Below are 25145 nucleotides of genomic sequence, written 5' to 3'. Positions count from 1 at the left end.
TATATGAAAAGAAAGATCCTCATTTTCAGCATAAATATCAACATACAAAGTAGATTTTCGTTATAATGCCAGCTTACCTCCAGCAAAAAACAAGCATAAATCATCTTAAAAACTAATCAGCTTACCAAAGGAAAAACCGATATGGCAATCTGGAAAAAAGCATTCACACTTAAGCAGCTCAATGAAATGGGAAAACATTGTGCCGTTGGGCATTTGGGGATTGAGATTTCGGCTTATGGAGAAAACTGGATTGAAGCAAAAATGCCCGTTGATCATCGCACTACTCAACCTTTTGGCTTATTACATGGTGGTGTGTCTGTTGCTTTGGCTGAAACTATTGGTTCATTAGCGGGATTTCTCTGTATAGAAGAAGGTCAATCTGCCTTAGGATTAGATATCAACGCCAATCACCTTCGCCCAGTAAAACAAGGCGTTGTGATCGCTAAGGCAATGCCTATCAGTTTAAGTAAAAATATCCATGTCTGGCAAATTGACATTCGTGATGAACAAGATAAACTCTGCTGCGTTTCTCGATTAACGCTTTCTATCAAATATTTATGACTATAACTCAAAAAATTGGCATCATTTTAGCAAACCTTGGTACGCCTGATGCCCCGCAACCCGCTGCGATCTCCCGTTATCTGGCCGATTTTTTAATGGATCCCCGTGTGGTCGATTTACCTCGTTGGAAATGGTATCCCCTTTTAAAAGCCATTATTTTACCTATGCGTTCTAAACGCATTGCACAAAATTATCAATCTATTTGGACAGAACAAGGTTCTCCCCTGCTTGCGATTACAAAGCAACAACAAGCCGGTTTACAAGCTTATTTAAATGAAAAAGGCATCAATGCACAGGTCGAAATTGCTATGACTTACGGCAATCCATCGATGCAAAGTGCGGTCAAAAATTTACTTAAAAATGACGTGGAACGCATAATTGTGTTGCCACTTTACCCGCAATATTCCAGCACAACAACCGGTGCATTGATTGATGCGTTCAATCGTGCCATTGCACAAGAACGTAATATTGTGCCTTTTGAGTTTATTCATTCCTATCATCTTAATGAAAACTACATTAATGCCTTAGTGGATTCGATTAAAGTGCGGTTAAAACCGGATGAGTTTTTGCTTTTTTCTTATCATGGCATTCCATTGCGTTATGAGAATATGGGCGATTATTATCGCCAGCACTGTAAACAAACCACGATTGCGATTGTGGATAAACTTGGCTTAACAGAAAACCAATGGAATATGACATTCCAATCACGCTTTGGGCGTGAAGAATGGTTACAACCTTATACGGATCACTTTTTAGAAGAAGCGGCTTCTCAAGGCATTCAGAAAATAGCTGTGATCTGCCCGGGCTTTTCGGTGGATTGCTTAGAAACCTTAGAAGAAATAGAGGTTGAAAATAAAGAGAAATTCTTGACACATGGCGGCGTTTCTTATCACTACATCCCTGCATTAAATGCAGAAAAAGCCCATATTGAAATGATGGGAGAATTGATTTTGGATAAGTTGCAGTAGTAAATCTCCTTTAATTAAATCTCCCCCTAGCCCCCTCTTTACTAAAGAGGGGGTATTTTATTGGCAAATAAATGCTCTATGTTCTATGCTCTATGCTCTATGCTCTTAGTCCTCTCAAATACTCCCATAAAATATTAAAAGTAACTCATAAAAAAGCCCCTCTTTTGTAAAGAGGGGTTGGGGAGATTTAAAAAGATAAACAAAAAGGCGAACCTTTCGATTCGCCTTTTAAGATTTCTTTCTAATCAAAGATTAGAAGTATACACGCATACCTACGCCGATAGCTCTGTCTTTAACTTTACCAGTATAAGCATCGTCTTTGTAAGATTTAGTTGTTACGTATTTACCTTCTAAGAACACTACAACTTGTTTATGAAGTTTGTAGTCTGCACCAAGTAAGAAACCGTGAGTTTTATCTTTATTAACGTCACCTTTCACACGTTCGTATAGGTAGTTACCATACACTTTAGACGCTGGCACAACTTGATATGCGAAACCAGGAGACACATAGAATTTGTTTGTTTTTGCATCATTCAATTTTTCATGTGCGTAACCGAAGTCACCAGTTACTGTGAAATCAGCAAATTTATAACCTAATGATGCTAAAACACCATCTAAACGGTGAGCATATGACGCATTAGTTTCAAAGTTTGTGTGACCATAAGCTAAACGCGCATCTAAGTCACCCACTGTGTATAATGCACCTACAGCATAAGCATTTTTGATACCTGGATCAAGCGGTTTGCCTTTTTCATTATTTTTTTGACCAAAGTTATAGTTTGCACTTAATTGTAAACCTTCAATACCTTTATAGTCATAACGAATTACGCCTGTACCTGCAGTTGGAATATATTCTTCTTTTGGAATTAAACCATATTCATAATCAACTGCTTGACTTAAATCATCTGCAATAGTTAATTGACGACCAAATGTGATATCGCCAGTCGCTTTGCTACCTAAACCTACATAGGCACGTTTAGCGTAAAGTCTACCAAATTTATCACGAGAATCAGTATCATCAAAACGGAATTCTAAACGACCTAATGCATAGAAATCGTTATCTAAGTTATGTTTTACAGTGATGCCGAAACGTGAACCTGCATTACGTAAAGCAGAGTTAGCTTTTTTAGTTGATTTACCAGCGCGGTCGTACTCTTTTTTATCCGCTTTTTCCATAATTAAACGAAGAGAACCGTTTAACTCAACTTTAGTACCTTCGTTATCATAAACTACTGCTGCGTTTGCTGCTGAAGCGGCAAATGCAGAAACAATTAATGCTGCTAGTGTCTTTTTCATAATTGTTATTCCTTTTGGTTGTTACCGATGATTTTTGATTGAAGCAATTTTTAATAAAAAGTTCAATCTCCGAAATAGACGTCGCAAATATTACAAAATAAACCTATAGTGTCAATGGAGGATCCCGACCAATGTTCTAAAATCCGATCAAGATCACATTTTTTGAACAAAAAAGGATATTTTTTGAGCAAACTAAGCGCATTCCACCGAAAATGAAATCACCTCTTTAATGCTTTTAGCGCCTAATGCAATCATAATTAAACGATCAACACCTAAAGCAACGCCTGACGTATTCGGAATGCCCGCTTGTAATGCAGCAAGAAAACGATGATCAATTTCACGTTGTGGCAAACCAGCTCTTGCACGTAGGCGATTATCTTGCTCAAAACGATGTTGCTGTTCACGAGCATCTGTAAGCTCATGAAAACCGTTGGCTAGCTCTAATCCTTTATAATAGAACTCAAAGCGTTCTGCTACTCGGCTATCTTCAGGACTAAGCTGCGCAAGTGCCGCTTGGGAAGAAGGGAAATGATAAACGGCGACTGGCGTCTCCTGACCAATTTTAGGTTCTACCACTTCACTGAATAGAAATTGTAATAAAGTATCACGATCCTCATCTTCATCTGCCATAAAGTTGTATTTACGTGCAACTTCCACCAATTCTTGACGAGTCGCTGATAATGGATCTAATCCTACATATTCTTGGAAGACAAATTGATAACTTAACGTTTCTGCGGGTTTACAATCGAGAATCTGTTGTAGTAAATCATCGACTTCATTCATCAGACGGTACATATCAAAGTGCGGTCGATACCATTCGAGCATAGTAAATTCCGGATTATGGCGATTGCCCGCTTCTTCATTACGGAATACTTTACCAATTTGAAAGATCGGTCCACTGCCTGCCGCCAGTAAACGCTTCATGTGATATTCCGGACTTGTGGAAAGCCAGAGCGTTTTCGACAGTTCATCAAAAGGGGCAACAAATTCTGTATTAAAGGTGGAAAGATGAAGATCCGTCACGCCAAATTCACTTAAAACTGGAGTTTCTACTTCTAGTAATCCACGTTCAGTAAAGAACTGGCGAATATCAGCAATAATTTTGGCTCTCGCCAATAAGTTTTTAATTGATGCGGAAGGTTGCCATTCTATTTTTTTATCGCTAAGTGCGGTCATTTTTTTCTCCGTTTTCACCTTTAAAATGAATTAGGCTATTGTAAACAAGAGTAATTTTTAACTCAATAATCCGACTAAATCATTCTTAAACGAAAACGGTTATCATCTAAAAATATATAAAAAAGTAACTTTTTTGAGTTAGATCACACTTTTGATATTTTATCCGTTTATTCAGGAAAAAAGGTTACTAATTTGTGAACAAAAGTGGCAGAATGACAGCGTATCACCTATTTATTTAGGGCATCTTATTTTTTTACTTTCTATTGATTGGAGGACATCGTGCAAACGGTTAATGTCGATATTGCTATTGTTGGCGCTGGTGGTGGCGGTTTACGTGCCGCAATTGCAGCAGCAGAAGCAAACCCTAACTTAAAGATCGCATTAGTTTCTAAAGTTTATCCTATGCGTAGCCATACGGTTGCAGCAGAAGGCGGTGCGGCCGCAGTAATTAAAGAGGAAGATTCCTACGATAAACACTTCCACGATACCGTTGCCGGTGGTGACTGGTTATGTGAACAAGATGTGGTGGAATATTTCGTTGAACATTCTCCAGTGGAAATGACTCAACTTGAACGTTGGGGCTGCCCTTGGAGCCGTAAAGCCGATGGTGATGTAAACGTGCGTCGTTTCGGTGGGATGAAAATCGAACGTACTTGGTTCGCAGCAGATAAAACCGGTTTCCACTTATTACATACTCTTTTCCAAACATCCATTCAATATCCACAAATTCAACGCTTTGACGAGCACTTCGTTTTAGACATCTTAGTTGATGATGGTCATGCTCGTGGTATGGTTGCGATGAATATGATGGAAGGTTCACTTGTTCAAATCAACGCAAATGCGGTTGTGATTGCAACGGGTGGTGGTTGTCGTGCATTTAAATTCAATACCAATGGCGGTATCGTAACTGGTGATGGTTTATCAATGGCATATCGTCACGGTGTCCCTCTTCGTGATATGGAATTCGTCCAATACCACCCAACCGGCTTACCGAACACCGGTATCTTAATGACGGAAGGTTGTCGTGGTGAAGGCGGTATCTTAGTGAATAAAAACGGCTATCGTTATTTACAAGATTATGGTCTAGGCCCTGAAACCCCAATCGGCAAACCTGAAAACAAATACATGGAACTTGGTCCACGTGATAAAGTTTCACAAGCATTCTGGCAAGAGTGGAAAAAAGGTAACACCTTAAAAACAGCAAAAGGTGTTGATGTGGTTCACCTTGACTTACGTCACTTAGGTGAAAAATATTTACATGAACGTCTTCCATTCATTTGTGAATTAGCCAGTGCTTATGAAGGTGTAAACCCAGTTAATGAACCAATTCCAGTTCGTCCGGTTGTTCACTACACCATGGGTGGTATCGAAGTGGATTTCAACAGCGAAACTCGTATTAAAGGTTTATTTGCTGTGGGTGAATGTGCGTCTTCTGGTTTACACGGTGCAAACCGTTTAGGTTCTAACTCGCTTGCTGAATTAGTGGTTTTAGGCCGTGTTGCCGGTGAATATGCCGCACAACGTGCAGCGGAAGCACAACCAGCAAACCGTGCAGCAATTGATGCTCAAGCGCAAGATGTTGTGGCTCGCCTTAAAGCGCTTTATGACCAAGAAGGTAATGAATCTTGGTCTGAAATTCGTGATGAAATGGGTACCGTGATGGAAGAAGGTTGTGGTATCTACCGTGACCAAGAAAGCATGCAAAAAGCAGTAGATAAAATTGCTGAGCTTAAAGAACGTTATAAACGTATTCGTGTTGCAGACCGTTCAAGCGTATTCAATACCGATGTACTTTACACCGTAGAATTAGGTTACATCCTTGATGTAGCACAATCTATTGCCAACTCTGCGATTGAACGTAAAGAGTCTCGTGGTGCACACCAACGCTTAGACTACACTGAACGTGATGATGTGAATTATTTAAAACACACCCTTGCTTACTACAATGGCGATGATGCACCGCGTATTGAATACAGTCCGGTGAAAATCACTAAATCTCAACCAGCAAAACGTGTTTATGGTGCTGAAGCAGAAGCGGCAGAAGCGGCTGCGAAAGCTAAGGAGCAAGCAAATGGCTAATTCACCAGTAATGACTGTAGAAGTATTACGCTACAACCCAGAAAATGATCAAGAGCCACATTTAAGCTCTTATCAAGTACCTTATGATAACCAAACCTCTCTTTTAGATGCGTTAGGTTACATTAAAGATAAACTTGAACCGTCTCTTTCTTATCGCTGGTCTTGCCGTATGGCGATCTGCGGTTCTTGTGGGATGATGGTGAATAACAAACCTAAATTGGCTTGTAAAACGTTCTTACGTGATTACAGCGGCCATATGCGTATTGAACCATTAGCAAACTTCCCGATTGAACGCGACTTAGTGGTTGATTTAAGCCACTTTATTGAAAGTTTAGAGGCGATTAAACCTTATATTATTGGTAACGAAGCACCACCGTTAGATGGTAAACCACATCCATCAAAAGAATTGCAAGTAAGCCGTACTAAACAAACGCCGGCACAACTTGAAAAATATCGTCAATTCTCAATGTGTATCAACTGTGGTTTATGCTATGCGGCGTGTCCACAATTTGGTTTAAACCCTGAATTCTTAGGCCCTGCAGCGATTACTATGGCACACCGTTACAACCTTGATAACCGTGACCATGGTAAAGCACAACGTATGCCATTATTAAATGGTAAAAACGGTGTTTGGAGCTGTACTTTCGTGGGTTATTGTTCTGAAGTGTGTCCAAAACACGTGGATCCAGCTTCTGCAATTAACCAAGGCAAAGTGGAAAGTGCCAAAGATTATGTTATCTCAATGCTAAAACCAAAAGGCTAAGGGGAAGAATATGTCAGTAACAGTAAGTAAACGCAAAAAATATGTTCGCCCAATGACGGCTACTTGGTGGCAAAAATTGGATTTCTACAAAGCTTATATGGTGCGTGAAGCAACCTCTATCTTTGCTGTATGGTTCTGTGTCGTATTGCTTTATGGTGTACTTTGTCTTGCAAGCAATCCTGTACCGGGCTTAGGCATTGTTGATTTCATTGCCTTCTTAAGAAATCCAATTGTAGTGTTCTTAAATATCATCACATTAATTGCGACTTTATATCACACTGCAACTTATTTTGTGATGACACCAAAAGTGATGAACATCATTGTTAAAAATGAGCGTTTACCACATCACGTGTTAAGAAATGCACTTTGGGCAGTGACGGCAGTGATTAGTGTTATCGCATTAATTTTAGTTTATATGTAGGGAGAGAAAAAATGGTCGATCAAAATCCAAAACGCTCTGGTGAACCACCAGTATGGTTGATGTTTGGTGCTGGCGGGACTGTCAGTGCGATTTTCTTCCCTGTTGTGATCTTAATCCTTGGTTTATTGTTACCATTCGGATTAATTGATCCACATAACCTAATTACATTCGCTTATTCTTGGATCGGAAAATTAGTTATCTTAGTTTTAACAATTTTCCCTATGTGGTGTGGTTTACACCGTATCCATCATGCGATGCACGATCTTAAAATCCACGTGCCAACAGGCGGATTTATCTTTTACGGCTTAGCCATGATTTACACAATCTGGGTATTATTTGCTGTATTAGGTTTGTAATTTAAAACACTAAAGTGAAGAAATAAAAGTGCGGTCAAAAATGACCGCACTTTTTTATTATCGAAGAATAACCCAAATATTTTCTTAATCCAGAAAAACAAAAAACCCGACATTACGTCGGGTTTTCTTTTATCAAAAACTTTGATAATTATTCTGCAACAACGATAACATCTAATGTTGCAAATACTTCGCCGTGAAGTTGGAAACGAACATCGTGGTCACCAAGAGTACGGATTGGACCGTTTGGTAAACGAACTTCGCTTTTCGCAATTTCAACACCAGCTGCAGTTACTGCTTCTGCTACATCACGAGTAGTGATTGCACCGAATAAACGACCTTCATCACCAGCTTTAGATGCGATAGTTACAGAACCTAATGCAGTCACTTGTGCTGCGCGAGCTTGAGCTGCTACAAGACTTGCTGCTGCCGCTGCTTCTAACTCTGCACGACGTGTTTCAAAGTGTTCAATGTTAGCTTTAGTTGCCATAACTGCTTTACCTTGTGGGATTAAGAAGTTACGAGCGAAACCAGATTTAACATTAACTTGATCACCTACGTTACCTAGGTGAACGATTTTATCTAAAAGAATTACTTGCATTTCCTAACTCCTTCTTAATTGTGATGAGAATCAGAGTAAGGTAATAACGCTAAATAACGAGCGCGTTTGATTGCGCGTGCTAATTGGCGTTGGTACTTCGCACGAGTACCGGTAATGCGGCTTGGTACAATTTTGCCGCTTTCAGAAATGTAGTTCTTTAATGTAGCGATATCTTTGTAATCGATTTCAACAACATTTTCCGCTGTGAAACGGCAGAACTTACGACGACGGAAATAACGTGCCATTTGGCTGTCTCCTAATCTATAAATTCGATTTGCTCGGCATGCAATACTAATTGCGTTAAACCATTTGAGGTTTTATGTGAAGTAATAAACCCCACCACAAGAAGTTTACTGCCGACCGTAATGCTTTGAGTTTTTTCTATTAACTGATTGCCACTGACTTGAACCGGCATCTTTAACCACGCTTGGCGTGACAAACCACTTTCGACTTGTTCGGAACGATGTTCCAGCCAAAACTGGCAATGCGCAATCCCGTTAGGGCTTTTGCTTCGCTTGGGTAATTGACACACAGTGCCGATTAACGAGAAGCGATTATCAAGTTTTGAATTACTCTTCAGCATCCTCAAAATCGTTGTTTTCAACTTCAGCTAAAGGTTTACGTTCTTCTTTAGCCGCTTTCATTGGGGACGCTTCGGTTACGGCGTGCTTAGTATGGATAACAAGACTGCGTAATACAGCATCGTTATAACGGAAAGTCGTTTCTAGCTCGTCGATGACTTGTTGAGGCGCTTCTACATTCATAAGCACGTAGTGTGCTTTGTGTAATTTGTTAATTGGGTACGCTAATTGACGACGACCCCAATCTTCTAGGCGATGAACTTGACCACCAGCTTCTTTAACAGAACCTGTGTAACGTTCGATCATACCTGGTACTTGCTCGCTTTGGTCCGGATGAACCATAAACACGATTTCGTAGTGACGCATTACTGCTCCTTACGGGTTAATCAGCCTTTGACGTAGATTAGCCACCAATCTGCAAAGGCAAGGAACGAAAAAATGAACGTGGCTAAGAGCGCTGATTATACAGATTTTTTTCCAGACTTCAAATAATTTGTACGCTTTTCAAACAAAAAAAGCCGATATCAACATATCGGCTTTTCTTTAATTTCTAAATTAACGGCTACGGAAAATGATACGTCCTTTGCTCAAGTCATAAGGTGTCATTTCTACAGTTACTTTATCGCCCGTTAAAATACGAATATAGTTTTTACGCATTTTGCCAGAAATATGTGCAGTCACCACGTGACCATTTTCTAACTCAACACGGAACATGGTATTTGGTAAGGTTTCCAAAATTGTGCCTTGCATTTCAATGCAATCTTCTTTTGCCATTTTATCCTCTAAAATTATGATTTTTTTGACCGCACTTCTTACGGTTATAAATGAAAAACGGGCGAATTATAGCCGTTTTTAATGTTAGACGAAAGATTAAAATGGTATTTTGTTGAAATGCACATTATTTTTTTAATAATTCGATTATAATGTTCCACTAAAGTCGATTAGATAAAGAATTTAATTTAGCATACGAGGCCAAGATGTAGCCTTATGCGGTATCACCTTTCCCAAGATGGCACCCTACCTAAAAAGCTAAAGCAAACTTTACTATAATGTTCGTTAATCTGTATGTAAAACAATAACTTCAACCCAAGGGTTATTTATGGCTATACCTAAAATAATTGTAATTAGTTTAAAACATTCAACAAGAAGAGAAAATATTGCTAAGCGCCTTTCTGGTTTGGGGTTAGACTTTAGTTTTTTTGATGCGACAGATGGGAAAAAACTTCCTGCTTCCGTATTAGAATCTGTCGATTATGATTTCTATCCGAAACACTATTTATCACCTAAACCCTTAACGCTCGGTGAAATTGGCTGTGCAATAAGTCATATTAAAGTTTATGAACACATGGTAGAAAACAATATTAAGAGTGCCATTATTCTTGAAGACGATGCGATCGTTTCACAGCACTTTAAGGAAATTGTTGAAGATACGCTCAATAAAATTAATAAAAATCATGAGTTGATCTTTTTTGATCACGGAAAAGTTAAATCCCATTTCTTTAAGAAACGGATTGTGGAAGGATATAGACTTGCACATTACAAGGCACCTTCAAAAAATTCAAGAAGATGCATTATCTATGCAACCGCTTATTTAATTACACTATCTGGTGCAAAAAAATTACTTAATTACGCTTATCCAATAAGACTGCCTGCAGATTATCTAACGGGATTAATCCAAAAAACACGCGTTGATACCTATGGTATTGAACCACCATGTGTATTTAGAGGATTAAACAGTGACTCAGAAATAGACAAAATTGAGCATCGATATGAATAAGCTAAAAGCCCTAAGATTAAAAGTGGGGAAATTGATGCTCGATAAATCCTCAAGATCCAACAATCCCCAAAGTTTAGAACATCCTAAGAGTTTCTTATTTTTGCGACAAGATGGGAAAATTGGCGACTATATCGTGAGTTCTTTTGTTTTTCGGGAAATAAAGAAATTTAACCCCTTGATAAAGATTGGTGTCATCTGCACGAAACAAAACGCTTATCTGTTTCAAAGAAACCATAACATTGATGAGATTTATCTTGTAAAGAAAAGAAACATTCTCGACTACATCAAGACGGCACTGTTTATTAGAAAAGAAAGATACGATGTTGTCATTGATCCAACTCTTGTACTTAGAAACCGAGACTTGTTGCTATTGAGAATACTCAATGCCCGTAGTTATATCGGCTATAGAAAAGCAGATTATAATATTTTTAATATAAATATTACTAAAGACGGCCATTTTTCAGAAATTTACAAAGAAGCTTTAGCTCAGTCAAATATCAGTCTAAGTGATGATCGCTATGACGTTCCGCAAGATGACTTAATTAAAAAAGAAATTCTTCAGTTTATTACGGACAACAAGTTAAATAACTTTATTACCATTAACTTCTATGGAAATGGCAAAAATAGAAAGTTTGATGACTCCCACATTGTAGATTATTTAACATATATTAGAGACTCGAATAAACATCAGCTAATCTTACTTGCAACACCTGATACTTATGAGCATTTAAGTAGAATCGCTAATCAATTTAATGATGTATTTGTTTATCCAAATCCTCACACAACGATCTATCATACAATTGAGTTGATTAGAAACTGTGCTCTACTTATTTCGGTTGATACATCAACGGTTCATATCGCTTCGGGGTTAAATAAACCTATGATTTGTTTTTACTCGCAAGACAAAGAAAATTTTACGCACTGGCATCCCAATTCTAAGAATGTATGCCATATTATTCATTACTACGATAATGTTAATGAGATCTCCCCGAGAGAAATAAAACCAGAATGGCTAGATATTTAAAGATGCCTGCCACAAACTTTATCATTTATTAGATTATTTTTATGAATTCAAAAAAACACTTAGGTCATACCGCCCGTAAACGCTTTGGACAAAACTTTTTACACGACACCTCTGTCATTCAAGGGATCGTGTCGGCAATTCACCCACAACCCAATCAATTCTTAGTAGAAATTGGCCCAGGGCTTGGTGCATTAACGGAGCCTGTTGGAGAGCTTGTCGATCATCTTACGGTGGTCGAGCTTGACCGAGATCTTGCCGAACGTTTACGTCATCATCCATTTTTACATCAAAAACTGACCGTTATTGAAACAGATGCGATGCAATTTGATTTTGGTGAGCTTTATACAAAAGAAAATTTAGCAGAAAAAGGTCAGAAGTTACGCATATTTGGTAACTTGCCTTACAACATTTCTACCCCATTGATGTTCCACTTATTTAAGTATCACGATGTGATTCAAGACATGCATTTCATGCTACAAAAAGAAGTGGTAAAACGCTTATGCGCAGGCCCAAATAGCAAAGCTTACGGGCGTTTAACCATCATGGCGCAATACTTCTGCCAAGTGATGCCTGTACTTGAAGTGCCACCTTCGGCCTTCAAACCTGCACCGAAAGTAGATTCAGCTGTTGTGCGTTTAATTCCACATAAAGAATTGCCGCACCCTGTAAAAGATTTATATTGGTTGAACCGTGTTTGTTCTCAAGCTTTTAACCAACGCCGTAAAACATTGCGTAATGCGCTTTCAACATTATTTTCAGCTGAAAATCTGACCGCACTTGGTATTGATTTAAATGCACGTGCAGAAAATTTGGCTATTGCAGATTATGCGCGCTTAGCGAACTGGCTGGCAGATAATCCACCAGCAGATATCAATACTGAAGACATTTTTGAGCCGAATGATGAATAATCATAGCGTATAGCATCTAATATCCTGTCTAATGAGTAATAAAATAATGAAAGAAAAGTATGACTCAACGATTACAATCGTTACTGCATTTTTTGATATTGGCAGAGGAAATCTTCAATCAAAAGAAGAATTACCTGACTATATGACGAGAACAAATGACACTTATTTTGAGTATTTTTCTAATTTAGCCACATTAGACAATCCAATGGTTATCTTTTCTGATAATGAACATATTGAAAGAATAAAAAAGATCAGAGGAAATAAGCCTACTAAAATTATTCCATTTAATATTAATAAATTTGATAAAATATTACTAAGAATTAAAGAAATTCAAAATAGTAAAGAATTCAAATCTAAAGTAAGACCTGATCTATTAAAAAACATTGAATATTGGAATCATAAATATGTGTTAGTAACAAATTTAAAATCTTATCTCGTTAATAAAGCAATTAAAGATAAACTGGTCCATACTGAACTAGTCTCTTGGGTTGACTTTGGATACGTAAGAGATTTAGATACATTAAATAATATTAAAAAATGGAAATACCACTTTTCTGACGATAAAATTCATTTTTTTACAATAAAAAATAACCACGTACTACTAAATAAATCATCTGATGTTTACCACGCAATATTTAATAACATTGTATTTGTAATAGGTGGTGCTATTGTTAGTCACAAAAAGAATTGGAATCTGTTCTTTAAAGCGAATCTATCCAGTCAGAAGCTTTTATTAAAAAACAATATTGTTGATGACGATCAAGGTGTTTTCTTAATGACGATAATAAAAGAAAAAGATAAATTTAAATTTAATTATCTAGGTAAGGATAAGTGGTTTCATCTCTTCAAAAAATTTGATGAGACCGCCAAAGTATCACTAAAAGAAAGAATAAAAGACTTTTTTCTCTAATTTATTGATGTTTATATTTCTCTTTTAAATAAGCATAAAAGCTACCAGACAAACAATCCTTAATATAAGTAAGTTTATGCTGATTACACTGCGCTAAAATGTGATCTAGCTTATCTTTATCAAAAGGATTTTTTAACTCCGCAAATAGTAAATGTGGGAAAGTATCATCAATCGCTTCAAATTCTTCAATTAAGCCTTCTTTTTTCAATTCATCAAATAGAATTTGAAAGAAGAAGTAATGCGGGATATGTCCTTGAGTTTTCCAGAAGAAAAGCATTAGTTGGAGTAAATTATTTATAGTTCCATTTTCTTTCCTAGCAAACATAATGCTACTCAAAAATTTGATTCTATGCTCTTCTTTCCAAGAGAAATAATCACCATTTAATCTCTGCCACCTTTCTTTATCTTTAGTTTTTGTGGTGCGTTCAAATACAAAGAAATCTATTTCACTCAAATGAGCAGGTATTGGACCTGTAAATAAAACTGTCGCATCAACCCATACACCACCATAGGCTTTTAATAAGGCTAATCTCAGTAAATCAGAAAAGAAAACATGACGAAATTCAGGATTTTTTCTCTTTTCACCAATAAAATGAGGGAGATCAATATATTCACCGATGTTCTTATCATCTAAATAAATAACCTCATACTCTCCTTTATTCATCTGGACAGAACGAGTGCAAATTTGGACAACCTCAGGTAGTGACTCGCTATTCCAACCTTGCCCCCAATATTGCCAAATAATTTTTTTATCTTTTAGATCTTTTTTAGGTGCTATAACAATTTCATCCAATTCACCATCCATATAAAGAGAAATAACCTCTTTCCAACAAGTAGCCACATGATTTTGTTGAGCTAAATCCGCTTTTTTAGCAAGCCATTTACGAATAGGCTTTGGAATTAAACCTGTATAAAATATTTTATAAGGTTTATTACTCACCGTTTTAATAAAATCAAAAAAAGTGGAGTGAGTTGAAAACAAAGTTGAGAGTGATGAATATTCTTCTTTCATAGGCTTATCTACATAAAACGAACAATTTCTTTACCTTGCATTTCTTTCAGGTGTTGTTGTTCTTTCCATTTTTCTTTATTTAGCGCTCGTATAATATTTTCTTTTATCCGAGTTAAACGCTGTTTCAATGTTTTCTTGGTGTGCACTGCCGTATTTTTTTTACGCTCTTGCTGCAAATCACTTACCAATAAGCTATTTTCTTGATTTAACTGCAATTCTTGAACACAAATGGCAGGATTAAGTTGATATACTTGATAGGCACCAACATTAATCTGTTCATTAAATATGATCTCATCAATTGCTTTGACTTCATCTACTGCGAGGTTTTCAAATAAATTAATGAGGTATTTCGCTGCGCCATTAGAGATAATATAACCAGCTGTACCAAAATGCTTTGATTTTAAAATATCAATATTTCTTTCTTGGAAAGGTAAAATTTGTTGCTGTTTTTCCAGTTGAACAGGCATTAAAAAGGTTTCTAAACGCAAAACAAAAATCTCTTGAAAATTGAACCGCACTTTTAGCCATTCATCATTCGCAAGAAATTGTTCAGCACTCTCACCAAGCAGAATATCATCCTCAAAAATAGAAATATAATCTAAATTATCGTTAATACACTTTTTCCATAGCATGAAGTGGCTCATCAAACACCCCTTCTCTCCTGCCGTAAGCTTTGATGTGGCCTTGACATTTGGAAGGTAACGCTGTAAATGAGCATCAAGTCGATCAGAAGGTGTGAATGCATCAAAAAATTCAAAGGGAATTTGTTTCTGACCGAATTGAGCGATAATGTGATTTCGACGTTTATCCGCCGTTGAAATACTAATCACTACATTTTTATGTTCAATAGAATACATAGAAAAACATCATATCTGCCTTAAATTGCAGGCTATCTTACTATTTTAAGATCATGAAATGAATAGTATCTTCACAAAAAATCTATGCTAGAATTTATGGTAAATTTTTAGCATAAAGACTGCCAAAACCTAATAACCATAACTGGAGCATTGTAGAAAGAATGGCTACCTATTTCGTCGGTGATTTGCAAGGCTGTTATGATGAATTACAGCTTTTATTAGAACGTGTAGATTTCAATCCTACGCAAGATAAACTTTATCTTGTGGGGGATCTTGTGGCTCGTGGGGATAAATCACTTGAATGTCTTCGTTTCGTAAAATCACTTGGTAATGCGGCGCAAACCGTACTAGGTAATCACGATTTACACTTAATTGCGACCGCACTGGGTATAAAAAAAGTAAAACCGCGTGATCGTGTCGATGCTATTTTTAATGCACCCGATTTTGATGAACTCATTGACTGGTTACGCCATCAGCCATTACTTGTGCATAATGAAGAGTTAAACTTCCTGATGGCGCATGCGGGCATTTCGCCAGATTGGGATTTGGGAACCGCAAAATCTTGTGCAGCTGAAGTTGAACAGATTTTACAGCAAGGCGATTTTCATGATCTCATTGAAAATATGTATTCTGAACAGCCTGATCGCTGGTCGCCAGATTTGCAGGGATTAGCGCGTCATCGTTACATTATTAATGCTTTCACTCGAATACGTTTTTGTTATTTGGACCATCGCTTTGATTTTGCCTGTAAATCCCCTTTAAAAGATGCACCAGCGGAGCTCACGCCTTGGTTTAATTTAGATAATCCACTTTATAAACAAATTCCAATTGTCTTTGGGCATTGGGCAAGTTTAGTGGATGAGCCCACTCCGCCAGGTATCTATGCCTTGGATACAGGATGTGTGTGGAATAATCGAATGACCCTATTGCGTTGGGAAGACAAACAACTCTTCACGCAAAGTGCGGTCAAAAATTACAGTGATTTTTAAGGAAACACTATGCTCTCGCTTACAGCTGAATCTTGCGAATTGTTCAATATTCCTTTCTATCAATTCGCCCAGATGAAGAAATTCTGCCCGGAAGATATTCCGGCAATTAAAGCAGATTACAAATTACATTGGGATAACTGGAAAGCGATTATTCAAGAAGTCTCAAAGCAGCTTGGCACACCTTTTGCGAAACCGCATATCGAAAGTTGGACCAATGGTTGGCAAGTACGCGCGCATTTCTTCGCTTATTTTAAATATGAGTTCAACCAAAATTCTGCAGCAATCTTTTCTGTGCTATTAAATCGTCGCCGACTAAGAGTGTGTTTAGATTGGCATTGCTATCGTGCAGATCGCTCACAAATTAATGTGAAAGAATATAATCAGTGGCTTGATCAATTTGATTTCAAACAATTTGCTGATTTTGATATTTGGCGAGAAAATGAAAGCGAATATGATGATTTTCGCCAAGTGAAAAGTATTTCTGAAAAAGATCTTCTCTTGCGTTCAGAGGATGATTTTTGGTGTATTGGGAAAAGTATTGAAAAAGATCAACTAAGCCAAATTGATCCTGTTTTATTTATCACGCAAACCATCCAACAATTACAACCGCTTTACGAGCGCTGTCATCAATAAAGTGCGGTCATTTCCATTAAATTTTTTCGTCTTGTTTATTTGTTATGCTATTATTACATTAGTTTAACATTTTTAACAATTTTGCTTTTAGGAGTACTTTATGAAAAACGTCGTGATCGTTGGCGGGGGCGCCGGCGGCATAGAGTTAGCGACATTTTTAGGCGACAAATTAGGTCGCAAAAAACAAGCTAAAGTGACGCTTGTGGATCGCAATGCGACCCATTTATGGAAACCATTATTACATGAAATTGCCACAGGTGTCATGGATGATGGTATGGATTCCCTGAGCTATCGTGCACACGGGAAAAACCACCATTTTAGCTTTGAACAAGGTTCGATCACGCGCATCAATCGTGAACAGAAATATGTTGAACTTGCCCCTGTTTATGGGCAAGAAGGCGATATGCTCGTGGTTGCGCGTCGTATTCCTTATGATTACTTAGTGATTGCGATCGGTAGTAAATCGAATGATTTTAATACAAAAGGCGTGGCTGATAACTGTATTTTCTTAGACAGTTCTGATCAAGCACTTCGCTTCCAACAAAGAATGTTGGAATTATTCCTTAAATTCTCTGAAAACCGCGCGTTAGATGATATCGGAGAAGAAGAATTTAAACAGAAGTTAGTGGATGAAAACAAAGTCAATATTGCGATTGTTGGCGGAGGTGCTACTGGCGTGGAATTAACTGCTGAGCTTTATCATGCGACGGAAGACTTGTCTTCTTACGGTTACGGTAAAATTGATAATTCCTGCTTACAAGTCACTTTAGTTGAAGCGGGTCCTCGATTACTGCCTGCTCTACCCGAAAATTTATCTGCAGCGGTATTAGATGAATTGCAAGAAATGGGGGCTAACGTGAAATTAAATACGATGATCACAGAAGCCCAGCCAAACACGCTTATCACCAAAGATGGCGAAGAAATCAAAGCTGATCTGATTGTTTGGGCGGCAGGTGTTCGCACCTCAACGGTGACACAGCAATTCGATGGATTAGAGCTTAATCGCATCAATCAATTAGTGGTAAAAGATACCCTTCAAACTACGGTGGATGACAGTATTTTCGCGATTGGTGACTGTGCAGCATTAATGCAACCAAACGGTAAATTAGTTCCGCCAAGAGCGCAAGCTGCACATCAAATGGCAAAAGCTTGTGCGAAAAATATCTTTGCACTTTTTGAGCAAAAACCATTAAAAGCGTTCAAATACAACGATAAAGGAACTTTGGTTTCTCTTTCAAGCTTTACCGCATTAGGTAGCATTTCAAATAAATTTGGGAAAAACCCACTGACTGTTCAAGGTAAATTTGCACAGTTTGCGTATGTGTCTTTATATCGTATGCACCAACATGCTTTGCATGGATGTATTAAGATTGGCTTGATTATTTTAGTGGATAAACTTAACCACTATTTAAAACCAAAATTGAAATTACATTAAGACAAAAAGTGCGGTCAAATTTAACCGCACTTTTTTCATTTCTTAAACCAGTTGATTGTTATGCTCATAAGCATAAAGTGTATTAAACATCAGCATAGCAACCGTCATTGGCCCTACTCCACCCGGTACTGGCGTAATATAAGCCGCTTTTTGTCGCGCCACATCGTATTCCACGTCACCCACTAATTTGCCATTGATACGATTAATCCCCACATCAATGACTGTTGCCCCTTCTTTAATCCAATCTCCCGGAATAAAACGAGGTTTACCAACAGCCACTACTAAAACATCCGCCTGACGGATATGATGTTCTAAATCTTTCGTGAAACGGTGAGTCACCGTAACCGTTGCACCAGCCAACAATAATTCGAGTGACATCGGGCGCCCTACAATATTTGATGCGCCAACGATCACTGCATGTTTACCATGTAAATCAATGCCTGTGGTTTCTAATAATTTCATTACGCCATAGGGGGTGCAAGCGCGTAAAGTTGGAATACGCTGACATAAACGCCCAACATTATAAGGGTGGAAACCATCCACGTCTTTTTCAGGACTAATTCGCTCAATAACTAATGAACTATTAATCTGCTCTGGTAATGGAAGTTGAACCAAAATACCATCAATGGTTTCATCAGCATTTAAAATATCAATCAGTTGAAGTAATTCAGCCTCCGTGGTTGTTTCAGGCAAATCATAGGATCTTGATATCATCCCAATCTCTTCACAACTTTTACGTTTACTGCCCACATAAACTTGAGAAGCTGGATCTGCCCCCACCAAAATTACTGCGAGCCCGGGTGCTCGTTTGCCTTGAGCACGATAATATACGATTTTACTGGCAACATCTGATTTAATTTTTTTTGATAGTTCAGTACCTGAAATAATTTGAGCAGTCATGCGTTTTTTCCTCAAGATGGCATTAAGTAAACGTTTGCTATTTTAACTGACAATGTCTTATATTACAAAGACAACAAAAGTGCGGTTGAAAAACTGGAATAATTTTGAGCAATTGAAAGAGGAATCTAAAAAATTAATTGACTGGAAAGAAAAGCTCACTATAATTGAGCCCAATCGTCGGCGAGTAGCGCAGCTTGGTAGCGCAACTGGTTTGGGACCAGTGGGTCGTAGGTTCAAATCCTATCTCGCCGACCACTTCTTTTATATTTCCCTCGAAATTCCATACAAAAGATGTAACCCTTGAAATGCGCCCTTAGCTCAGCTGGATAGAGCAACGCCCTTCTAAGGCGTGGGTCAAAGGTTCGAATCCTTTAGGGCGTGCCATAACTCATCTCAATCTGCCATTATTTTTCTAACTGGCTTTTTTAAGCGAAAGTAATAGTTTAACACTTAGTTTAGGCAGACAAAAATAGCGTAAATTCTAGATCTCAAAATAAATTAGTTTAAAAGATGATTTTAAATTCAGAAAAGACAATATTTGAATGGCGGTGAGAGGGGGATTCGAACCCCCGATGCACTTTCGCACATACACGCTTTCCAGGCGTGCTCCTTCAACCACTCGGACATCTCACCGTTTTGAAGTGCGTGAAATATAAAGATTTCTACAAGATTAGTCAAGTTTTTTGAGCTAGAACATAAAAAATCCTTTTTCTTTTAGTTAAAATATAAACTCATTCTTTTTTATCGTTGTTTTTTATGCAAATCAAATTACTCTTTTCTAAAAATGTGTTTTTAGCTGTAAAACCATTCAGCGCATTGAAAGAATCTTTCCGTGAAGGTTACGGGAAACAAAAATTGATTAAAGATATTATCGCAGGACTCACCGTGGGAGTCATTGCGATTCCTCTCTCCATGGCTTTAGCTATTGCCAGTGGTGTTCCACCTCAACACGGTCTTTATACCGCTATTGTAGCGGGTATCGTGATTGCATTAACCGGTGGATCGCGTTTCAATATTTCAGGTCCAACTGCAGCATTTGTCGTCATTTTATATCCCATCACACAACAATTTGGGCTTAGCGGATTACTCATGGCAACGCTGCTTTCGGGAATTATTTTAGTCATCATGGCCCTATCGCGATTAGGGCGATTAATTGAGTACATTCCTCTCCCCGTTACACTTGGCTTTACCTGTGGAATTGGGATCACCATCGGCACCTTGCAAATCAAAGATTTCTTAGGTTTAGACATTGCCCAGATGCCATCTCACTATATTGAAAAAGTGCAGGCTATTTTGACCGCACTTCCTACGATTAGCTGGGCGAATACAGCTGTTGGTGTGGTCACCTTATTTATACTTACGCAATGGCACAAACTTCGTTTACCTGTGCCAGGCCATTTACCAGCGGTCATTATTGGAACACTCATGGCATTAGCCTTAGGACAATTTGGCTTCTCGGTTGAAACCATTGGTACAGCATTCCAATATACCTTATCCGATGGTACAACAGGGCATGGCATTCCAAATGTACTACCTGAATTTGCCTTACCTTGGAATATTCCGAATGCGCAAGGTGAAGTCATCAATTGGAGTTTTGATCGCATACAAGATATCTTACCTGCAGCCTTTTCCATGGCGGTATTAGGCGCGATTGAGTCGCTACTTTGCGCGGTCATTTTAGATAATATGACGGATACCAAACATCATTCCAATAATGAATTACTCGCCCAAGGTTTAGGTAATATTATTTCACCATTCTTAGGCGGCATTACGGCAACCGCGGCAATTGCACGTTCCGCAGCCAATGTAAAATCTGGAGCGGTATCACCAATAGCCAGTGTAATTCATGCACTCTTAGTTTTATTCTCGCTATTATTCTTTGCGAATGCCCTGTCTTATTTGCCACTCTCTTCTATGGCTGCATTGCTATTAATGGTAGCTTGGCATATGGCTAATGTACCTGAAATTATTCGTTTAGCTCGTCGCTCCACAAAAAACGAAATTGCTGTGTTGTTCACCTGCTTAATTCTCACCGTGTTATTTGATATGGTGATCGCCATCTCTGTCGGCGTATTATTAGCGAGTCTTTTATTTATCCGCACTATTGCAGAAATGACAAAAACGATTGAACAACCCGTGCCAGAAGATCTCGATGATGTATTAGCTTATCGTATCAGCGGTCCATTATTCTTTGCAGCGGCAGATAAACTCTTTGCGGATTTACACGATAAAACCGTACATACCGATCACGAGATTAAACATATCGTGTTGCAGTGCGATGCCGTGACCGTGCTCGATACGGGGGGCATTCACGCTCTCACTCACTTTGTACAACATATGTTGCCACATCAACAAATCTACTTGTGCAATATGCAATTCCAACCACTTAGAATGTTAGTAAAATCTAACTCTATACCTGAATTGCAAAAAATTAATTATGGTACGGATTTACAAGATGTCTTTAATAAAATTCGTGAGTTTGAACAAGCAAATCCATAAAACACTAAAAAGCGTGCTAAAATAAGCGCGCTTTTTTTATCAATAAAAATAAAGGAATTCAGAATGCGTCCAAATAATCGTGAAAATCATCAGCCTCGTCCAATTAAAATCACCCGTAATTACACTAAACATGCGGAAGGCTCTGTATTAGTGGAATTTGGTGATACTAAAGTTTTATGTACGGCGAGTGTTGATGAAAGCGTACCGCGTTTCTTAAAAGGACAGAATCAAGGTTGGGTGACAGCAGAATATGGTATGTTGCCTCGCTCTACACACAGCCGTATGCAACGTGAAGCCGCAAAAGGCAAACAAGGTGGACGCACCATGGAAATTCAACGCTTAATCGCGCGTTCACTACGTGCTATGGTTGACTTAGAAGCCCTTGGTGAGCGTTCTATCACCTTAGACTGCGATGTGATTCAAGCGGACGGCGGTACAAGAACAGCCTCCATCACCGGTGCCGCAGTGGCATTATGTGATGCCATCAACGGTTTAATCGCGAACGGCACATTAAAAACTAATCCAATCAAAGGTCTGGTTGCTGCAATTTCGGTTGGAATTGTTGAGGGTGAGGCTGTATGTGATTTGGAATATGTAGAAGACTCAGCTGCCGAAACAGATATGAACGTTGTGATGATGGAAGATGGCCGCATGATCGAAGTGCAAGGTACCGCAGAAGGCGAACCATTCAGCCACGAAGAATTACTCACCTTATTAGGCTTAGCAAAACAAGGCTGCGAACAAATCTTCGCTGCACAACGTGAAGCATTAGGTTTATAGGAACAAAAAATGGAAAGCTACAAAATCGAATTTATTAAATTTGCCTTGAGCCGTAACGTGCTTAAATTTGGCGAGTTTGCACTAAAATCAGGTCGAAAAAGCCCTTATTTTTTTAACGCAGGATTATTCAGCACGGGTGCAGATCTTGCTCGCTTAGGTGAATTCTATGCGAAGGCAATTCAGTCAAGTGCGGTCGATTTTGATGTTATTTTTGGACCTGCCTACAAAGGCATTCCAATTGCGACGAGCGTTTCCATTGCACTATTCAATCAATTTAATCGTGATACACCGGTTTGCTTTAACCGCAAAGAAGCGAAAGATCACGGTGAAGGCGGTAATTTGATCGGTAGCCCACTAACCGGCAATGTGTTGTTAATCGATGATGTCATTACAGCTGGCACAGCCATTCGTGAATCCATGGCGCATCTTGAAGCCAATAACGCGAAATTAGCAGCTGTATTTATTGCATTAAATCGTCAGGAAAAAGGCAAAGGGGAACTTTCTGCAATTCAAGAAGTGGAACGCGACTACCAGTGCCAAGTGCTTTCCATTATTGATTTGGATGATTTAATGCAATTCATTGAAAAAGAACCCGATTATCAGCAATATTTACCAGCGATGCGTGCTTATCGTGAAAGTTATGGTGTGTAATCCATCACTTGAAAAATAAGAATAAAGCCATATTAATGTAGGGGCAGACATTTACATCTGCCCATTATTGTCAAAGACCTTTTTGACCGCACTTTAGGGGAAGAGAATGTATTTTTTTGGAAAGATTATCGGCGTTTTTCTCGGTTTTAAATGGGGGGGCTTTTTCGGTGCCATTGCTGGACTCATTTTAGGCTCCATCGCTGATAAAAAACTCTATGAGCTTGGTTCGGTTAACTCTAGCTTTTTTAAGAAAAAAACGACCCGACAAGCGCTCTTTATGCAAACTACCTTTGCGGTACTTGGGCATTTAAGTAAATCCAAAGGTCGTGTGACAGAAGAAGATATTCAACTGGCGAATCAGTTGATGAACCAAATGCAATTAGATGAGAGTCATCGCAAACTTGCTCAAGAGGCCTTTCGTCGCGGTAAAGAAGCGGATTTTCCATTGCGTCAGGTGATTCGCGAATTCCGCATTGGATGTGGACAACGAGCTGACTTGCTGAGAATGTTTTTACACGTGCAAGTGCAGGCTGCCTTTGCTGATTCTCAATTACATGACTCAGAAAAAGAAGTGCTTTATGTGGTAGCCGAAGAGCTTGGTCTTTCCCGTATGCAGTTTGAGCAAATGCTCGCTATGGAAATTGCAGCTCGCCAATTTACCCAAGGTGGATTCTATCGCCAATACCAACAAGGCGGTTATCAACAGCAAGGTGGCTACCAATACCAACAACAAGGCGGATATCAACAATCTTCAAGCCCAACATTAAGCGATGCCTATAAAGTATTGGGCGTGAGTGAAAGCAATGATCGCAATGCTGTAAAACGTGCATATCGTCGTTTAATGAATGAACATCACCCAGATAAATTAGTCGCTAAAGGCTTGCCACCAGAAATGATGGAGATGGCTAAAGAAAAAGCGCAACAAATCCAAGCCGCTTACGATTTAATTTGTAAAGTGAAAGGCTGGAAATAGTGCGTGTTATCCTCGCCCCCATGCAGGGGGTGCTTGATCCTTTCGTTCGCCAACTTTTAACCGAAGTGAATGAATATGATCTCTGTATCACCGAATTTGTCCGCGTGGTGGATCAACTCTTACCCGAAAAAGTCTTTTATCGTCTTTGCCCTGAACTCAAAAATCAAGGCTTTACCCTTTCTAGAACACCTGTTCGTGTCCAACTTTTAGGTCAACATCCAAACTGTCTTGCTGAAAATGCCAATCGCGCCATTGAACTGGGCTCACATGGTATTGATTTAAATTGTGGCTGTCCATCCAAAACCGTTAATGGGAGTAACGGAGGCGCGGCACTTCTCAAGCAACCTGAATTAATTTATCAAGCGACACTAGCCTTGAGACAAACAGTGCCTAACCACTTGCCTGTCAGTGTGAAAATAAGATTAGGTTGGGATTGCACTTCACAAGCTTTTGAAATTGCCGACGCAGTACAACAAGGCGGCGCCACTGAAATCACCATTCACGGCAGAACCAAAGTCGATGGCTATCGTGCCGATCGCATCAATTGGGAAAAAATCGGTGAAGTGAGATCGCGCTTGACGATCCCTGTAATTGCTAATGGTGAAATTTGGCGTTGGGAAGATGGTCAAGCCTGTTTAAAAGCGACAGGTTGCGAAGATCTAATGGTCGGGCGTGGTGCATTAAATATCCCGAACCTAAGTCTTGTACTCAAACAAAATTGTGAAAAAATGTCTTGGACGGATATTCAAAAGATCTTGCAAAAATATGCGGAAATGGAAAATTTCCATGATTCCGGTTTTTATCATGTTGCCCGAATCAAACAATGGCTACGCTATCTTAATAAAGAATATCCTGAAGCAGATATCGTTTTTGAGCGAATTAAAACCAGCAAAACTGCAGAAGACCTGAGAGAACGACTCTGTCAGGGCTAAAAAAGTGCGGTCAAAATAGACGGCTTTTTTAGCATTATCCCCACTCGTACGATGAGTTCAACACTC

General features: G+C 38.7%; 28 protein-coding genes and 3 tRNA genes. 20 read left to right on the top strand and 11 right to left on the bottom strand.

Annotation, left to right across the window (positions count from 1 at the left end; genetic code table 11):
- Window positions 1-141 precede the first annotated feature (141 nt).
- A complete protein-coding gene (locus DPV95_RS02790; protein WP_049367036.1) occupies window positions 142-561 on the top strand; it encodes a hotdog fold thioesterase in 420 nt (139 codons plus the stop codon).
- Entirely contained in the window at window positions 558-1529 is a 972-nt protein-coding gene (hemH, locus tag DPV95_RS02785) for a ferrochelatase (RefSeq protein ID WP_049367035.1), read from the top strand. The genes DPV95_RS02790 and hemH overlap by 4 nt, the downstream gene beginning before the upstream one ends.
- Window positions 1530-1781: 252 nt before the next feature.
- On the opposite strand, the gene DPV95_RS02780 is transcribed toward hemH, so the two are convergent.
- Both DPV95_RS02780 and epmA read right to left on the bottom strand, forming a co-directional pair.
- Window positions 1782-2825: a porin gene (locus DPV95_RS02780; protein ID WP_111406616.1), complete on the bottom strand. Its 1044-nt coding sequence runs from the start codon at window positions 2823-2825 to the stop codon at window positions 1782-1784.
- 192 nt (window positions 2826-3017) lie between these two features.
- On the bottom strand, window positions 3018-4001 hold the full coding sequence (gene epmA, locus DPV95_RS02775) for an elongation factor P--(R)-beta-lysine ligase (RefSeq protein ID WP_049367033.1): 984 nt from the start codon (window positions 3999-4001) through the stop codon (window positions 3018-3020).
- A gap of 279 nt (window positions 4002-4280) precedes the next feature.
- Here epmA and frdA point away from each other — a divergent pair, with 279 nt between their 5' ends.
- From frdA to frdD, 4 genes are read left to right on the top strand one after another with little or no spacing between them, the layout of a single operon-like run.
- Window positions 4281-6080 (top strand): fumarate reductase (quinol) flavoprotein subunit, encoded by a 1800-nt coding sequence (gene frdA / locus DPV95_RS02770; protein ID WP_049367032.1) that lies wholly within the window; start codon window positions 4281-4283, stop codon window positions 6078-6080.
- Window positions 6073-6843 carry a succinate dehydrogenase/fumarate reductase iron-sulfur subunit gene (locus DPV95_RS02765; protein ID WP_049367031.1) on the top strand — a complete coding sequence of 257 codons (771 nt, stop codon included), beginning with the start codon at window positions 6073-6075 and terminating at the stop codon, window positions 6841-6843. Before frdA ends, DPV95_RS02765 begins: the two co-directional genes overlap by 8 nt.
- A 10-nt stretch (window positions 6844-6853) precedes the next feature.
- Entirely contained in the window at window positions 6854-7264 is a 411-nt protein-coding gene (frdC, locus tag DPV95_RS02760; RefSeq protein ID WP_049367030.1) for a fumarate reductase subunit FrdC, read from the top strand.
- 11 nt (window positions 7265-7275) lie between these two features.
- Entirely contained in the window at window positions 7276-7620 is a 345-nt protein-coding gene (frdD, locus tag DPV95_RS02755; protein ID WP_111406615.1) for a fumarate reductase subunit FrdD, read from the top strand.
- Between the two features lie 148 nt (window positions 7621-7768).
- Here frdD and rplI read toward each other — a convergent pair whose 3' ends face one another.
- From rplI to infA, 5 genes are all read right to left on the bottom strand, one after another.
- The gene (gene rplI / locus DPV95_RS02750) at window positions 7769-8218 is read right to left on the bottom strand and encodes a 50S ribosomal protein L9 (protein WP_049367029.1); all 450 of its coding nucleotides are present in this window, start codon (window positions 8216-8218) and stop codon (window positions 7769-7771) included.
- 14 nt (window positions 8219-8232) lie between these two features.
- Entirely contained in the window at window positions 8233-8463 is a 231-nt protein-coding gene (gene rpsR / locus DPV95_RS02745; RefSeq protein ID WP_005696867.1) for a 30S ribosomal protein S18, read from the bottom strand.
- Between the two features lie 11 nt (window positions 8464-8474).
- Window positions 8475-8801 carry a primosomal replication protein N gene (gene priB, locus DPV95_RS02740; protein WP_005627623.1) on the bottom strand — a complete coding sequence of 109 codons (327 nt, stop codon included), beginning with the start codon at window positions 8799-8801 and terminating at the stop codon, window positions 8475-8477.
- The gene (rpsF, locus tag DPV95_RS02735) at window positions 8788-9165 is read right to left on the bottom strand and encodes a 30S ribosomal protein S6 (protein WP_005627620.1); all 378 of its coding nucleotides are present in this window, start codon (window positions 9163-9165) and stop codon (window positions 8788-8790) included. The genes priB and rpsF overlap by 14 nt, the downstream gene beginning before the upstream one ends.
- 189 nt (window positions 9166-9354) lie before the next feature.
- Window positions 9355-9573: a translation initiation factor IF-1 gene (gene infA, locus DPV95_RS02730; RefSeq protein WP_005627617.1), complete on the bottom strand. Its 219-nt coding sequence runs from the start codon at window positions 9571-9573 to the stop codon at window positions 9355-9357.
- A 325-nt stretch (window positions 9574-9898) separates the two neighbouring features.
- Between infA and DPV95_RS02725 the strand changes: the two genes are divergently transcribed.
- Genes DPV95_RS02725 through yibB form a run of 4 tightly spaced genes read left to right on the top strand, consistent with a single transcriptional unit; the run spans window position 9899 to window position 13418 of the window.
- Entirely contained in the window at window positions 9899-10576 is a 678-nt protein-coding gene (locus DPV95_RS02725; protein ID WP_111406614.1) for a glycosyltransferase family 25 protein, read from the top strand.
- Window positions 10569-11600 (top strand): glycosyltransferase family 9 protein, encoded by a 1032-nt coding sequence (locus tag DPV95_RS02720; RefSeq protein ID WP_049367027.1) that lies wholly within the window; start codon window positions 10569-10571, stop codon window positions 11598-11600. The genes DPV95_RS02725 and DPV95_RS02720 overlap by 8 nt, the downstream gene beginning before the upstream one ends.
- Before the next feature lie 41 nt (window positions 11601-11641).
- Complete coding sequence (gene rsmA / locus DPV95_RS02715) at window positions 11642-12508, top strand: 16S rRNA (adenine(1518)-N(6)/adenine(1519)-N(6))-dimethyltransferase RsmA (protein WP_049367026.1); 867 nt, start codon at window positions 11642-11644, stop codon at window positions 12506-12508.
- 46 nt (window positions 12509-12554) lie between these two features.
- A complete protein-coding gene (gene yibB, locus DPV95_RS02710) occupies window positions 12555-13418 on the top strand; it encodes a protein YibB (RefSeq protein ID WP_049367025.1) in 864 nt (287 codons plus the stop codon).
- Between the two features lies 1 nt (window position 13419).
- Here yibB and DPV95_RS02705 read toward each other — a convergent pair whose 3' ends face one another.
- Entirely contained in the window at window positions 13420-14430 is a 1011-nt protein-coding gene (locus DPV95_RS02705) for a capsular polysaccharide synthesis protein (protein WP_049367024.1), read from the bottom strand.
- An 8-nt stretch (window positions 14431-14438) separates the two neighbouring features.
- Window positions 14439-15287, bottom strand: a complete 849-nt coding sequence (locus DPV95_RS02700) for a glycosyltransferase family 25 protein (RefSeq protein WP_111406613.1) — start codon at window positions 15285-15287, stop codon at window positions 14439-14441.
- Window positions 15288-15448: 161 nt separating this feature from the next.
- On the opposite strand from DPV95_RS02700, the gene apaH reads away from it, so the two are divergent.
- The 3 genes from apaH to DPV95_RS02685 all read left to right on the top strand — a co-directional run bounded on the left by apaH (window position 15449) and on the right by DPV95_RS02685 (window position 18344).
- Window positions 15449-16276, top strand: a complete 828-nt coding sequence (gene apaH / locus DPV95_RS02695) for a bis(5'-nucleosyl)-tetraphosphatase (symmetrical) ApaH (RefSeq protein ID WP_049367022.1) — start codon at window positions 15449-15451, stop codon at window positions 16274-16276.
- 9 nt (window positions 16277-16285) lie between these two features.
- A complete protein-coding gene (locus DPV95_RS02690) occupies window positions 16286-16909 on the top strand; it encodes a glucose-6-phosphate 1-dehydrogenase family protein (RefSeq protein ID WP_111406612.1) in 624 nt (207 codons plus the stop codon).
- Between the two features lie 100 nt (window positions 16910-17009).
- Complete coding sequence (locus tag DPV95_RS02685) at window positions 17010-18344, top strand: NAD(P)/FAD-dependent oxidoreductase (protein ID WP_111406611.1); 1335 nt, start codon at window positions 17010-17012, stop codon at window positions 18342-18344.
- Window positions 18345-18386: 42 nt separating this feature from the next.
- On the opposite strand, the gene folD is transcribed toward DPV95_RS02685, so the two are convergent.
- A complete protein-coding gene (gene folD / locus DPV95_RS02680; protein ID WP_049367019.1) occupies window positions 18387-19244 on the bottom strand; it encodes a bifunctional methylenetetrahydrofolate dehydrogenase/methenyltetrahydrofolate cyclohydrolase FolD in 858 nt (285 codons plus the stop codon).
- Between the two features lie 178 nt (window positions 19245-19422).
- Here folD and DPV95_RS02675 point away from each other — a divergent pair.
- Both DPV95_RS02675 and DPV95_RS02670 read left to right on the top strand, forming a co-directional pair.
- A tRNA-Pro gene (locus DPV95_RS02675) sits at window positions 19423-19499 on the top strand.
- Between the two features lie 52 nt (window positions 19500-19551).
- Window positions 19552-19628 (top strand) — tRNA-Arg (locus tag DPV95_RS02670).
- Window positions 19629-19787: 159 nt separating this feature from the next.
- Here DPV95_RS02670 and DPV95_RS02665 read toward each other — a convergent pair.
- Window positions 19788-19877 (bottom strand) — tRNA-Ser (locus tag DPV95_RS02665).
- A 123-nt stretch (window positions 19878-20000) separates the two neighbouring features.
- Between DPV95_RS02665 and dauA the strand changes: the two genes are divergently transcribed.
- The 5 genes from dauA (at window position 20001) to dusC (ending at window position 25079) form a co-directional block, all read left to right on the top strand.
- Window positions 20001-21743, top strand: a complete 1743-nt coding sequence (dauA, locus tag DPV95_RS02660) for a C4-dicarboxylic acid transporter DauA (RefSeq protein ID WP_049368218.1) — start codon at window positions 20001-20003, stop codon at window positions 21741-21743.
- 63 nt (window positions 21744-21806) lie between these two features.
- Complete coding sequence (rph, locus tag DPV95_RS02655; RefSeq protein ID WP_005696880.1) at window positions 21807-22523, top strand: ribonuclease PH; 717 nt, start codon at window positions 21807-21809, stop codon at window positions 22521-22523.
- A 9-nt stretch (window positions 22524-22532) separates the two neighbouring features.
- On the top strand, window positions 22533-23174 hold the full coding sequence (pyrE, locus tag DPV95_RS02650; protein WP_049368219.1) for an orotate phosphoribosyltransferase: 642 nt from the start codon (window positions 22533-22535) through the stop codon (window positions 23172-23174).
- 106 nt (window positions 23175-23280) lie between these two features.
- The gene (gene djlA / locus DPV95_RS02645) at window positions 23281-24147 is read left to right on the top strand and encodes a co-chaperone DjlA (RefSeq protein WP_049368220.1); all 867 of its coding nucleotides are present in this window, start codon (window positions 23281-23283) and stop codon (window positions 24145-24147) included.
- Window positions 24147-25079 (top strand): tRNA dihydrouridine(16) synthase DusC, encoded by a 933-nt coding sequence (dusC, locus tag DPV95_RS02640; RefSeq protein WP_049368221.1) that lies wholly within the window; start codon window positions 24147-24149, stop codon window positions 25077-25079. The genes djlA and dusC overlap by 1 nt, the downstream gene beginning before the upstream one ends.
- Window positions 25080-25145: the final 66 nt, after the last annotated feature.

It is taken from the genome of Haemophilus parainfluenzae (genome assembly GCF_003252755.1).
Taxonomy (GTDB): Bacteria; Pseudomonadota; Gammaproteobacteria; order Enterobacterales; family Pasteurellaceae; genus Haemophilus_D; species Haemophilus_D parainfluenzae_N.
This window is presented reverse-complemented; position numbering and strand designations above follow the sequence as displayed.